Origin of the sequence: Methylobacterium sp. ap11 (genome assembly GCF_900110515.1) — a bacterium.
GTDB classification, from domain to species: domain Bacteria; phylum Pseudomonadota; class Alphaproteobacteria; order Rhizobiales; family Beijerinckiaceae; genus Methylobacterium; species Methylobacterium ajmalii.
The window spans coordinates 200,037-212,200 of record NZ_FOEB01000001.1 but is presented as its reverse complement, the minus strand read 5'-3'; the positions used below and the strand labels follow the sequence as shown (position 1 = coordinate 212,200).

9 protein-coding genes are annotated in these 12,164 nt (G+C 71.9%); 5 read left to right on the top strand and 4 right to left on the bottom strand.

Annotation, left to right across the window (positions count from 1 at the left end):
• The first annotated feature begins 20 nt into the window (after positions 1-20).
• Both BMX97_RS00935 and BMX97_RS00930 read left to right on the top strand, forming a co-directional pair.
• A complete protein-coding gene (locus tag BMX97_RS00935; protein WP_177202082.1) occupies positions 21-1,412 on the top strand; it encodes a cytochrome P450 in 1,392 nt (463 codons plus the stop codon).
• Positions 1,413-1,488: 76 nt separating this feature from the next.
• Positions 1,489-2,127 carry a TetR/AcrR family transcriptional regulator gene (locus BMX97_RS00930; RefSeq protein ID WP_091744497.1) on the top strand — a complete coding sequence of 213 codons (639 nt, stop codon included), beginning with the start codon at positions 1,489-1,491 and terminating at the stop codon, positions 2,125-2,127.
• A gap of 217 nt (positions 2,128-2,344) precedes the next feature.
• On the opposite strand, the gene BMX97_RS00925 is transcribed toward BMX97_RS00930, so the two are convergent.
• Entirely contained in the window at positions 2,345-3,820 is a 1,476-nt protein-coding gene (locus tag BMX97_RS00925) for a SulP family inorganic anion transporter (RefSeq protein WP_091744495.1), read from the bottom strand.
• Positions 3,821-4,362: 542 nt separating this feature from the next.
• A complete protein-coding gene (locus BMX97_RS00920) occupies positions 4,363-7,005 on the bottom strand; it encodes an MMPL family transporter (protein ID WP_091744493.1) in 2,643 nt (880 codons plus the stop codon).
• Between the two features lie 415 nt (positions 7,006-7,420).
• Here BMX97_RS00920 and ispH point away from each other — a divergent pair, with 415 nt between their 5' ends.
• Together ispH and hpnH are read left to right on the top strand one after the other, a co-directional pair.
• Positions 7,421-8,374: a 4-hydroxy-3-methylbut-2-enyl diphosphate reductase gene (gene ispH, locus BMX97_RS00915; RefSeq protein ID WP_244538214.1), complete on the top strand. Its 954-nt coding sequence runs from the start codon at positions 7,421-7,423 to the stop codon at positions 8,372-8,374.
• 122 nt (positions 8,375-8,496) lie between these two features.
• Positions 8,497-9,651, top strand: coding sequence for an adenosyl-hopene transferase HpnH (hpnH, locus tag BMX97_RS00910; protein WP_048428969.1), 1,155 nt, complete (start codon positions 8,497-8,499; stop codon positions 9,649-9,651).
• On the opposite strand, the gene BMX97_RS00905 is transcribed toward hpnH, so the two are convergent.
• Positions 9,574-10,314 carry a phosphorylase gene (locus tag BMX97_RS00905; protein ID WP_091744489.1) on the bottom strand — a complete coding sequence of 247 codons (741 nt, stop codon included), beginning with the start codon at positions 10,312-10,314 and terminating at the stop codon, positions 9,574-9,576. The genes hpnH and BMX97_RS00905 overlap by 78 nt on opposite strands.
• Before the next feature lie 207 nt (positions 10,315-10,521).
• On the opposite strand from BMX97_RS00905, the gene BMX97_RS00900 reads away from it, so the two are divergent.
• Positions 10,522-11,064: a hypothetical protein gene (locus tag BMX97_RS00900; RefSeq protein ID WP_091744487.1), complete on the top strand. Its 543-nt coding sequence runs from the start codon at positions 10,522-10,524 to the stop codon at positions 11,062-11,064.
• A gap of 43 nt (positions 11,065-11,107) precedes the next feature.
• Here BMX97_RS00900 and BMX97_RS00895 read toward each other — a convergent pair whose 3' ends face one another.
• Positions 11,108-12,001, bottom strand: a complete 894-nt coding sequence (locus BMX97_RS00895; protein WP_091744485.1) for a 3'-5' exonuclease — start codon at positions 11,999-12,001, stop codon at positions 11,108-11,110.
• Positions 12,002-12,164: the final 163 nt, after the last annotated feature.

The window sequence follows — 12,164 nt, the reverse complement described above, 5'->3', positions numbered from 1 at the left end:
GCCGCCGGAGACGCCCGCCCGTGACCCTGACGTTCGCCGCAGAGGCCTACGCGCCGCCGGTGCCGGACCTCGCCGAGCGGGTCGGCTGGCTCGGGCTCCTCGGCGCGTTCCGGCGCAACACCCTGGAGGCGTTTCCCCGCGCCTGCCTCGACGCGCCGGTGGTGACGATCCCGCTACCCGGCGGCCGGATGGTGCTGCTCTCGACGCCGGCCGGCGCCCGCCACGTCCTGCTCACCGCCGCCGACGACTTCGAGCGCCTGCCCGCCGGCCGGCGGGTGCTGGGGCCGATCGCCGGGCGCGGCCTGGTGCTCGCCGACGGCGAGGCCTGGCGCCACCAGCGCCGGGTGCTGGCCCCCGCCTTCACGCCCCGCACCCTGCCTCTGATGCTGCGCTTCGTCGCCCGCAGCGCGGAGGAATCCTGCCGCCGGCTGGAGGCGGGCCTCGGCGCTCCCGTGGACCTGCGGGGCGAGATGCAGCACGTCGCCCTCGACATCGCGACGACCTCGATGTTCTCCCTCGAGACCGGTCCCCTCGGGGCGGAGATCCGGGACCTGATCTCGGGCTATCTCGGCCGGCTCGGCCGGCCGACCGTCGCCGACTTCCTGCTGCCGCCGGCCTGGCCGACCCCGTCGAGCCCGCGCCGGGCGCTGTTTCGCCGCCGCTGGCTCAGGACCGTGCGGGCGGTGCTGGCGGCGCGGCGCGCGCAAGGGCAAAGGCAAGAGCAAGGGCAGGGGGACGGGATGCGCCGCGACGGGCCGCGGGACCTGTTCGACCTCCTCGACGCGGCCCATGGCGATGCTCCCGGCGGGCTGCTCGCCGACGAGATCGGCACCCTGATCGTCGCCGGCCACGAGACCACCGCCTCGACGCTGTTCTGGGCCTGCACGCTGCTCGCCCGCGCGCCTGCCGTGCAGGACGCGCTCGCCGCGGAGGCGCGGGGCCTCGACCTCACGGAGGCGGGCGCCGCCGACGCCCTGCCGCACCTTCGCCTCGCCCGGGCCGTGGCGCAGGAGGCGCTGCGGCTCTATCCCCCGGTCTACGTCATCGCGCGGCGCGCGGCGCGGGCGAGCACGGTCGAGGGCGTCACGGTCCCGGCGGGCAGCATCGTGATGGTCCCGACCTGGATCCTGCACCGCAACCCGCGCTGGTGGGACCGGCCGGCGGCCTTCGATCCCGGCCGCTTCCTCGACCGGCCGGAGCCGGACCGCTTCCTCTACCTGCCGTTCGGCGCCGGCCCCCGGATCTGCATCGGGGCGCAGCTGGCGCTGGCCGAGGCGACCCTGGTGCTGGCGCGGCTCGCACGCGACTTCCGCCTCGCCCTCGACGGCGACCGTCCGGTCCTGCCGGTGGCGACGACGACCGTGCGGCCGGACCACGTGCCGCGCTTCCATCTGGCCCGCCGCGCCGGTTGAGCCTGCCGCCGGCGCCAAAATGCATTATGGCAGCGGGGAGCGGCCGGCCCGGCCCCGTGAAGAGACAGACATCACCGTGCGACCCTGGCGCAGCGACCCGTCCGACCGGCGCGGCTACCATCACGGCAACCTCAAGGAGGCGCTGATCGAGGCCGCGCGCCGCTTCATTGCGGAGCGGGGCATCGGCGGCTTCACCCTGGTCGACGCGGCCCGCCTCGTCGGCGTCTCGCCCGCGGCGCTCTACCGCCACTTCCGCGGCCGCGAGGCGCTCCTGGAGGAGGTCGCCGAGCGCGGCTTCACCGAGCTGGCCGAGCGGCTCGCCCGGGTGCTGCGCGGCCCCGGCACGCCGCTCGAACGCTTCACCCGCATGGGCGAGGCCTACCTGACCTTCGCCGAGGAGGAGCCGGGCTACTACGCGGCGATCTTCGAGGCGCGCCCGATCGGCCCGGACGGCTGCAAGCCGGTCCAGGCACCGCGGGACCGGAACGCCTTCGAGCTCCTGGTCGAGGCCCTGCGGGCGACCTTTCCGGACGGGTTCTCGGCCGGCGTCGATCCGCGCTTCGTCGCCCTCGAGGTCTGGGCGCTCTCCCACGGCATCGCGACCCTCGCCGCCGCCGGCCGGCTGCCGACCGGCCCGGGCCTGCCGAGCAAATACGACCTCCTGCGCGCCGGCGTCGTCGCCATGGTGCACGGGGCGACGGCGCGGGCGGGGTAGGCGGCCCGGATCGCGGGGCATTTTCACGCTCATCCCGCCCTCCACCTCATCCTGAGGTGCGGGCGATCGAAGATCGCTGAGCCTCGAAGGAGGCCTTCAGAAGTCTCCGCGATCCCTGGAGCCCTCCTTCGAGGCTCACGTCGTGAGCACCTCAGGATGAGGTCGCGGGTGGGAGGAAACCAACCCCCCACCACGCGCTGCCGGATCAAGCGGCCGCTCAATGCCCCGAGGCGAGCACCGCCCCAGGCTTGTCGTGGGTCCCGAGCTTCTCGACCAGCGTCGCCGAGGCCGCGTTGAGGCCGACGATCTCCACCGGCACGTCGTGGTGGCGGAACTTCAGCACCACCCGGTCGAGGGCGTTGACGGCGGTGAGGTCCCAGAAATGGGCGTCCGTCAGGTCGATCACGACGCGCCCCAGGTCGTCCTCGCGGAAGTCGAAGCCGGCATGGAAGGCCTCGGCCGTGGCGAAGAAGATCTGGCCCGTCACACGGTAGGTGCGGACGGCGCCCTCGCGCGCGGAGGTGATGGCGAAGAACCGCGTGACCTTGTGGGCGAAGAACAGCCCGCTCAGCACCACGCCGAACAGCACGCCCTTGGCGAGGTCGTGGGTGGCGACCACCACCGCGACGGTCCCGAGCATCACGATGCTCGACGTCGTCGGGTGGGTGAGGAGGGTCTGGATCGAGCGCCACTGGAAGGTGTTGATCGACACCATGATCATCACGGCGACGAGCGCCGCCATCGGGATCTGCGCCACGTAGGGGCCGAGCACCACGATCAGGAAGAGCAGGAAGGCGCCGGCCCACAGGGTCGAGAGCCGGCCGCGGCCGCCCGACGAGACGTTGATCACCGACTGGCCGATCATCGCGCAGCCGGCCATGCCGCCGAACAGGCCGGCGGTGACGTTGGCGAGCCCCTGGCCGGCGCATTCGCGGTTCTTGTTCGAGGTGGTGTCGGTGCGCTCGTCGACGATCGCGGCGGTCATCAGGCTCTCGAGCAGGCCGACCATCGACAGCGTCAGCGCGTAGGGCAGGATGATCCGCAGGGTCTCGAGGGTGAGCGGCACCTGCGGCAGGGCGAAGCTCGGCAGCTCGCTCGGCAGCGCGCCCATGTCGCCGACGGTGCGGATGCCGAGGCCGAGGCTCATCGACAGCGCGGTGAGGAGCACGATGGTGACGAGCGCCGAGGGCACGGCCTTCGTCAGGTAGGGCAGGCCGTAGATGAGCGCGAGGCCGGCGGCGGTCATCGCGTAGACGACCGGCCCGCGGCCGAGCAGCTCCGGCATCTGGGCCATGAAGATCAGGATGGCGAGCGCGTTGACGAAGCCGGTGACGACCGAGCGCGAGACGAAGCGCATAAGGTTGCCGAGGCGGAGGGCGCCCGCGGCGAGCTGGATCAGGCCGGTCAGGATCGTCGCGGCGAAGAGGTAGCCGAGGCCGTGGTCCTTCACCAGCGTCGTCATCACCAGCGCCATCGCGCCGGTGGCGGCCGAGATCATCGCCGGGCGCCCGCCCGCGATGGCGGTGACGACCGCGATGCAGAACGAGGCGTAGAGCCCGACCTTCGGGTCGACCCCGGCGATGATCGAGAAGGCGATGGCCTCGGGGATGAGGGCGAGCGCTACGACGGTGCCGGCCAGGATTTCGCGCGTGACGTCGGGCGCCCATTCGCGCCGGAGGCGGACGAGATTCATGGAGTGTGAGCTTTCGGGACGAGGCGCGACGAGGCGCGCGAGGAGGATCCGCCGCGCAGGGCGGACGGGCACGGAGAACGGGCGTGGAGAGAGGACGCGGGAGAGCGGGGCGCTACGGCGGCGTGGGCCGCGAGACCAGTCTGGCTCGATCCTGCATCATGGGTTGTGCCCTAGCACGGAGTTTCGCTGCGCCGCAACCGGAGGGCGGGAATAAACTCACGGCCCGCGGACGAAGCAACCGGGGCGATGATGGCGCGGGCCGTCTCCTCTCCCCGCGGGCGGGGAGAGGGCCGTGTCGCCGTGCAGGGGACACGGCAAGCGCAGGCGAAGCCGAAGCGAGGGTGAGGGGGTGTTTCCGGAGGAGCCACATTCGGCGCTCCCCCTCGCCCTCGGCTGCCGCCTCGCTGTGTTCCTTGAACAGGAACACAGCCCTCTCCCCCCCGCCCGCGGGGAGAGGCGAAACCCGCGCCATCCATGAAAAAAAAAGCCCGCCCCTCGGGGAGAGGGGCGGGCCTCGTCATTATCGGCTCTTCTCCCGGCCCTCAGGCCGGGATCAGCGGATCGCGCCGCGCCGCGTTCTCCGGCGCCCCGTCCTTGGCCTTCTGCTTCGGCGGCGGCCCGAGGAAGGCCGGGACGATGAAGAAGGCGGCCACCAGGGTGAAGAACAGCGACAGGGCGAGGAGCTTGCCCATGCTGGCGGTGCCCGGGTGGCTCGACAGGACCAGCGAGCCGAAGGCGGTGCCGGTGGTGAGCGCCGAGAAGAAGATCGCCCGGGTCAGGCTCGAGGCCAGCATGTCGGCGACGCCGGCCCGCCAGGCGATCACGTAGTAGATGTGGAACGCCACGCCCACCGCCAGCATCAGCGGCAGCGCGATGATGTTGGCGAAGTTGAGCGGCATGCCGATCAGGTAGAGCGCCTCCAGCGTCCACAGGGTGGCGAGCACCAGCGGGCCGAGCGCCATGGCGACGTCCCAGGGGCGGCGCAGGGCCACCGACAGGATGATGAAGATCGAGAGCAGCGCCAGGAGGCCCGCCTCGACGAAGGCGCCGAGGATCGTGTGGCTCGACCGCGTGGTGGCGACCGGCGCGCCGGTCGCGTGCGGGGCCACGCTCAGGACCTCCTTGGAGAACTGGCGCAGGACCGCGTTGTCGTTCGAGTTGCCCTTGGGCTGCACCTCGATCCGGGCCTTGCCGTCGGCGGCGATCCAGTCGGAGCGGATCTGCGCCGGCAGGTTCTCGAGCGTGACCTTCTCGGGCGAGAGCAGGCCGCGCAGGCGGGTGAGCAGGGCCTTGAGGTTCGGCACCGTCGCGGCGGCGGCGGCCTCGCGCACCGACGGCTCGGCGCCGGCGAGTCGGTCGAGGGTGTCGGTGAAGCCCTGGATGGTGGCGAGCGGGCCGGAGGCGCCGCCCTGCTGGGCACCCTGGGAGATGCCGCGCAAAGCCGCGACCGCGTTGCGGATCGCCGTCACCGTCTCGCGGTCGTTGGGAGCCGGGGCGACGCGGGGCGGGTTCAGCACCGGGCCCATCACCTGGGCGGCGTCCTCGATGGTCGCGAGCTTCTGGTCCTGGTCGGGCGGGACGAAGGTGTCGATGTCGATCACCCCGGAGACGCTCGGCAGGGCGGTGAGCCGCTTCACCATCGGGGCGATGGCGTCGCGGTTGGGCACGATGACGTCGATGGTGTTGGGGCTGGTCTTCGGGTCCTTGGTCAGGTCGAGATAGGTCGCGACCGATTCCACCTTGGCGCTGCGCAGGTGCATCGGGTTCGAGTCGAACGGCAGCCAGTAGAGCAGCGGCAGGCCCGCGACCGTGACGAGGCCGGTGAGCACCAGGACGAGCTTGCGGTTGGCCAGGATCCAGTGGTCGACCGAGGCCATGCCGGCGGTGCCGACCTCCTGCTTCTCGCCCGGCGGCCGCAGCACGGCGATCAGCGCCGGCAGCATGGTGAGGGAGAACAGGTAGGCGACGATCATGCCGGCGCCGGCGATCAGGCCGAGCTCGGACACGCCGCGGAAGTCGGTGGGCAGGAACGAGAAGAAGCCGGCGAGCAGCGACACCGCGGCGAGCGTCAGCGACCAGCCGACGCCGCGGGCGGCCGAGCGGATCGCCCGTTCGAGGTTCTCCTCGGTGAAGCGGTCGGCGCGGTAGCGCACCGCGAACTGGATGCCGAAATCGATGCCCAGCCCGACGAACAGGGCCGCGAAGGCGACCGAGATCGGGTTGAGCTCGCCGACCATCAGGAGGCCGAGCGCCGCCGTGACGATGAGCCCCGCGAAGGTGGTGATCAGCACCGCGACGACGAGGCTGCCGGAGCGCAGCGCCAGCCACAGGAACAGCACGATGGCGCCGCCGGTGACCGAGTAGTTCAGCGCCGCGTCGTCGGCGAGCGTCGCGAACTCGTCGTCCGCCACCGCGACCTGGCCGGTCAGGCGCACCCGCACGCCGTTGGCCTCGGTCAGGCCGAGGCTGCGGGCGGTGTCGCGGATCAGCTGGCTCGCCTTCTCGCCGGGCTGGAGGGCGTCGTAGTCGAGGACCGGCTGGGCGATGACGAAGCGGCGCAGGTCGCCGGGCTCCGCCTTGCCGCCCGACAGGAGCAGCTGCCAGGACAGCTGGGCCCGCTCGCCCTTGAGGACGCGGTCGAAGACCTCCTTCATCTGGCCCATCGGGCCGACGAGGTCGTCGGGCTTGGCCTGGCCGGCCTTCACCCCCTGAGCGCCCATCACCATCGCCTGCATGATGCCGCGCAGGGACGGGTCGGCCGAGAGCGGCCCGAGCAGGCCCTGCTGCTGGATCAGCTTCTCGGTCGTCTGCTCCAGGTCCTTCTGGGGCATCAGCAGGAGGCCGTTCTTGTCGAAGAACGGGCCGCCGTCGGGCCGGTAGACGACCGGCAGCAGGTCCTTGTGGGTCGAGAGCGCCTTAGTCAGGCGGTTCGCCGCCTCCTCGGCCTGTTCCGGGGTCTGCCCGTCGACCACCGCGACGAGCAGGTTGCTGCGCTGCGGAAAGGTCTTCTCGAATTGGATCTCGTCCTGGCGCCAGGGCACGTCCGGCGTGATCAGGCGCTCGACGTCGGTGTTGATGCGGAAGAGGTGCGCCGCCGTGCCGGCGCTCGCGACGGTGAGCAGCAGCGCGGCCACGAGGACGAGCCAGCGCCGGTGTACGGAAAACGCCACGAGCCGTTCGATCACGATGCGAAGCCTGCCTCTAGCTCGCGGGCCGCGCGGCGGAATGCGGCGGCCCGGTGGAATCCCCTGGATCGGTCCGGCCCGATGGCCGGAACGGCGACGATCCCCGCGGGCCCGCGCCGGCCGGGACCAGTATAGCGCGCAGGGCGGCGGCGCCCATGGTCACGGCCCGCAACCCGCCTCGCTCCTGTACCGGAAGCGCGTCCGTGGCGCGCTAGGTAATGACCCGCAGGCCCGATTGCAACGCGTTGGACGCAAACGCATCCCCGGCCCGGACGGCCGTCCGGGCGGGCCGCCGCGGCGCGCCCGCGGCTTTACCGGGCCGCCGGCCCCACCCTACACCTCGGCGGGACGGCCGGGTTCCGCCCGGCGGCACAGGTCCCGGACACGGGCACCGGAACGGAGGCGCGGAGGGCGCGTGGCGGGGACGCGGGACAACGGGATCGACCTCGTGCTGGCCCAGCCCAGGGGCTTCTGCGCCGGCGTGGTGCGGGCCGTCGAGGTGGTCGAGCGGGCGCTGGCCCGGGACGACGGCCGCCCGGTCTACGTGCGCCACGCCATCGTCCATAACGGCCGGGTCGTCGCCGACCTCGAGGCCAGGGGCGCCCGCTTCGTCGAGCGCCTCGACGAGGTGCCCGACGGCGCCGTCACGATCTTCTCGGCCCACGGCGTCGCGCGGGCGGTGGAGTCGGAGGCCTCGCGCCGCGGGCTCCCGGTGATCGACGCCACCTGCCCGCTGGTCGCCAAGGTGCACAGGCAAGGGCAGCTCTACGCCGCGCAGGGCCGCACCGTGGTGCTGATCGGCCATGCCGGCCACGCCGAGGTCGAGGGCACGCTCGGGCGGATCGACGGCGCGGTCCACCTCGTCGGCAACGTGGCGCAGGCCGAAGCCCTCGACCTGCCCGCCGACGCGAAGCTCGCCTACGTCACCCAGACGACGCTCAGCGTCGACGACACGCGGGCGATCGTCGCGGTCCTGCACCGGCGCTTCCCCGACCTCGTCGGGCCGGAGACCCGGGACATCTGCTACGCGACCCAGAACCGCCAGGCCGCCGTGCGGGCCCTCGCGGCGGTCGCCGACCTGATCCTGGTGGTGGGGGCGCGGACCTCCTCGAACTGCAACCGCCTGCGCGAGGTCGCGGCCGAGGCCGGGCGGCCGAGCCACCTCGTCGAGGGGGCCGAGGACCTGGCGGAGGTCGACCTCGACGGGATCCGCACGCTCGGGCTGACCGCCGGCGCCTCGACGCCCGAGGCCTCGATCGCCGAGGTGATTGCTGCGCTGCAGCGTCGCACCCCGGTGCGGATCTCCAGTTTGCCGGGCATTGTCGAGGGCGTGAGCTTCCCGCTTCCGTCGAGTTTGGGCCACAGTTAGGCGCTTTGGCACCCAGCCTGGACCCTTTCGAACCTAGCTTGCTGGAAATCCGCCACTTTTCGGGCTAATCAGCCCGCTTGGCACAGCACCCGACACGAACCACGACACAAGGAGCCTTGGTCTTGGGCATTCCTCTCCGGTACGTCGCGAAGATCGGCGGCTACATCCTCAAGCAGCACCTCACCGGCCGCAAGCGTTACCCGCTTGTCATGATGATGGAGCCGTTGTTCCGGTGCAATCTCGCCTGCGCAGGCTGCGGCAAGATCGACTATCCGGACGAGATCCTCAACAAGCGCCTGCCGGTCGACGAGGCGCTCGAGTCGGTCCGCGAGTGCGGCGCACCGGTGGTGGTCATCGCGGGCGGCGAGCCGCTGCTGCACAAGGACCTGCCGCAGATCGTCGAGGGCATCATCGCCCAGAAGAAGTTCGCGATCGTCTGCACCAACGCGCTTCTCCTCGAGAAGAAGATCGCGCAGTACAAGCCGAGCCCGTACTTCACCTGGTCGATCCATCTCGATGGCGACAAGGAGATGCACGACCAGTCGGTGTGCCAGCGCGGCGTCTACGACAAGGCGGTGGCTGCGATCCAGAAGGCCAAGGAGATGGGCTTCCGGGTCACGATCAACTGCACCTTCTTCAACAACTCCTCGGCCGACAAAATCGCGGACTTCTTCGACAGCGTGACCCGGATGGGCATCGACGGCATCACCGTCTCCCCCGGCTACGCCTACGAGCGCGCCCCCGACCAGCAGCACTTCCTCAACCGCCGGGCGACCAAGGACCTGTTCCGCGGCGTGTTCCGCCTCGGCAAGGAGAAGGGCCGCGAGAAGTGGACCTTCCAGCAGTCGGGCCTGTTCCTCGACTTCCTGGCCGGCAACCAGACCTACCACTGCACCCCGTGGGGCAACCCGACCCGGACGGTCTTCGGCTGGCAGAAGCCGTGCTACCTGCTCGGCGAGGGCTACGCCAAGACCTTCAAGGAGCTGATGGAGACCACGGACTGGGATTCCTACGGCACCGGCAACTACGAGAAGTGCGCCGACTGCATGGTGCATTCCGGCTACGAGGCCTCCTCGGTGGTCGACTCGGTGAAGAAGCCGTGGAAGCCGGTGATCTACGCGCTGCGCGGGATCAAGACCGAGGGCGAGATGGCCCCCGAGATCTCCCTCGAGAACCAGCGCCCGGCCGAGTTCGTGTTCTCACGCAACGTCGCGCAGAAGCTCTCCGAGATCCGGGACGCCAAGGCCGACGCCAAGAAGCGCGCGACAGCGGCCTAACGCGGCGAAGGCCGCCGACGAGTCGCGGGCGAGGCGGACCAGCCCGCTCACCGTGGCTCGGCGGCGCGCCAGCGCCGCCAGAACGGCGAGGATGTCGGGCTCGCCGTCCGGCTTCAGGGCCTGGGCGATCGCCGCCGGAAGGGCGCGGTCGGCCGGGTCGCACACCACCCGCACGGCGCAGAACGGCAGCCCGTGCGCCTCCGCGAAGGCGGCCGCGACGTGGGATTCCATGTCGACCGCCGCCGCCCCGGTCTCCGCCCGCAAGGCCGCCTTGGCGTGCGGCGACAGCACCGCCGCCTCCACCCCGACGACATCGGCGAGCACTACCCGCACCGGCGCGTCCGCGAGCCGGCGGGCGAGGGCCGCGACGACCTGCGGGTGCGCCGGGTGCCGGACGCCGCCGGCGCTCACTCCCGTCGCCACCACGACGTCGCCGGGCACGAGATCGGGCGCGAGCCCGCCGGCGATGCCGAAACTCATCACCGCCCGGCAGCCCGGGGCCGCGCGCCCCTTGAGCACCTCCCGCAGCCGCTCCGGGTTGCCCCCGGCCCCCACCGTCGCCACGCCGGGCCCCGCGGCGAGCCGCGCCTCGCGGGCGAGGCCGGTGACGGCGAGCACGGGATGGGGCCCGCGCGGGCAGGTGGTGTCCTCGACGACGGTCATGCGGGGCTCGGGGAAAGCTGTGGGGAGGAGGGGTCAAGCTCTCCCATACCAGAGCGGGCGAGGCGAGCATGTGGCGCTGCTGACACGGGGCGACGGCGCCGCCGTCGCACTCCGTTCCACGAGCTATCCTCGGGTTTCGCGGCTGTGCGTCGCCGCGAGCGGGGCGGGGCGAGCCTGCGCGCGCAAGCGCCTTCCTGGAGGTGCCGGATGACCGCGACCAACGATGACGCCGACCGGGCACTCGCCGCGCATGTGAGCGGCGTCTTGCGGCATATCTGGGACCCGATCGGTATGAGAACGGAGGGGCCACGGGACGCGTATGATCGGTACATCCCGGGCATCGTCGCCCTGTTGCGGGGCAGATCGGCCTACGAGACCGCAATCGTCGAGCACCTCATTCGCATTGAGAACTTGGAGATGCGGCTTTCCGCCCGGGCACGGGTGATGTCGACTTCGACCCGGGCGGCCCGTGCCTTGCTCGGTCTGCGTGAAGCCTGCCTCGAGGCGCCCCACACGCTCGTCGCTCAGATCATCAGCCGGGACGGGCTGCACTGCATCTGGATTTTCCGGCGGTCCGATGGCCTGCACAGTTACCGGCACGCCTTGTTCCGGAGCGAGAACGACGAGAACGGCGAATACAGCTGGTGGGCCGATGCCGGGGAGGGGCGGCCGGGCCTTTTCTCGACCGCGACCGCCGCGGAGGCCGAAGCACGCGCGATGATAGGCTGGCTGCGGACGCGCGACGGCTGAATGGCGTGCCCGTCTCCGGATTGGCGAGGCTGCCGCCGTGCCCCTACGCCTCCGGATCCGCCCGGTTCGAGAACCGGTCCCGCGCCGTGAAGCGGTCGGCGGGCAGGCCGGAGGGCAGGGTGCCGCGGTAGATCTCGCGCGACAGGAACGTGCGCTCGATCTCGATCTGCTCCTCGTCGAGGTCGACGTACCAGCAGCGGCGCCGGGGCGACCAGCGGTAGTTGCGGTCCTTGAGCCGGTCCTTGAGGGCGATCGGGGCGTCGGAGGCCCAGAGCCGCACGGTGGGGCGGCGCGCCGCCTCGAGCAGCGCCGTGAAGGCGAGGCGGCCGGAGGTGCGCAGCGGCCGGGCGAGGATGGCCAGCAGCGCCTCGCAATCGTCGATCGCCCGGTGGCCGTTGTGGAAATGGCCGTGGTCGGCGAGCAGGTGGCCGAGCCGCATCCCCTCGTGGCCCTCCGCCCGCCAGGGGATCTGGTGGCAGGAGCAGGCCCAGTTGCGCGAGACGAAGACCGGCCAGCGGCGCTCGCACATCTGCCGGTCGAAGCGGGCGTTGTGGGCGATGACGACCCGGGCCTCGGCGGCGAGCGCCTCGACCGCCGCGTCGTCGATGCGCTGGCCTGCGACGTCGGCATCGGTGATGCCGGTCAGGCGCACCACCGCCTCGGGGATCGGGATGGAGGGCTGGTGGAGCTGGTTGAACCGCTCGAGTACCCGGTAGATCCGCCCGCTGGCGCCGTACTCGAACTTGATGATGCCGAGCTCGATCACCTCGTCGGCGGTCACGTCGATGCCGGTGGTCTCGGTGTCGAGGATCAGGCCGACGAAGGTCGGCTCGTCGGGCTCCGCGGCCGGGGGCACGAAGGGGCCGAGGCGGCGCAGCACCCGGTAGTCGCCGGTGCGCTCCAGGATGGCGGCGATGTCGTCGAGCGCGTCGGTCAAGCGGCGGTCACCCCGAAGCCCAGCGGCCGCGCGGCGGCGGCGCATGTCGTTGCTTGGGGCAAGGCTTACCCCCGGGCCGGCCGTCCGGCCAAGAGCCCGGCCGCCACGCTCCACCGCAATCGCCGCCCGGCAAACGAAACCCCGCGACCCTGTGGGCCGCGGG

Excerpts from the sequence above, each read along its gene's own strand:
- BMX97_RS00900 (WP_091744487.1), top strand. The coding sequence starts at position 10,522 with ATGACCGCGACCAACGATGACGCCGACCGGGCACTCGCCGCGCATGTG.
- BMX97_RS00905 (WP_091744489.1), bottom strand. The coding sequence starts at position 10,314 with ATGACCGTCGTCGAGGACACCACCTGCCCGCGCGGGCCCCATCCCGTG.
- BMX97_RS00925 (WP_091744495.1), bottom strand. The coding sequence starts at position 3,820 with ATGAATCTCGTCCGCCTCCGGCGCGAATGGGCGCCCGACGTCACGCGC.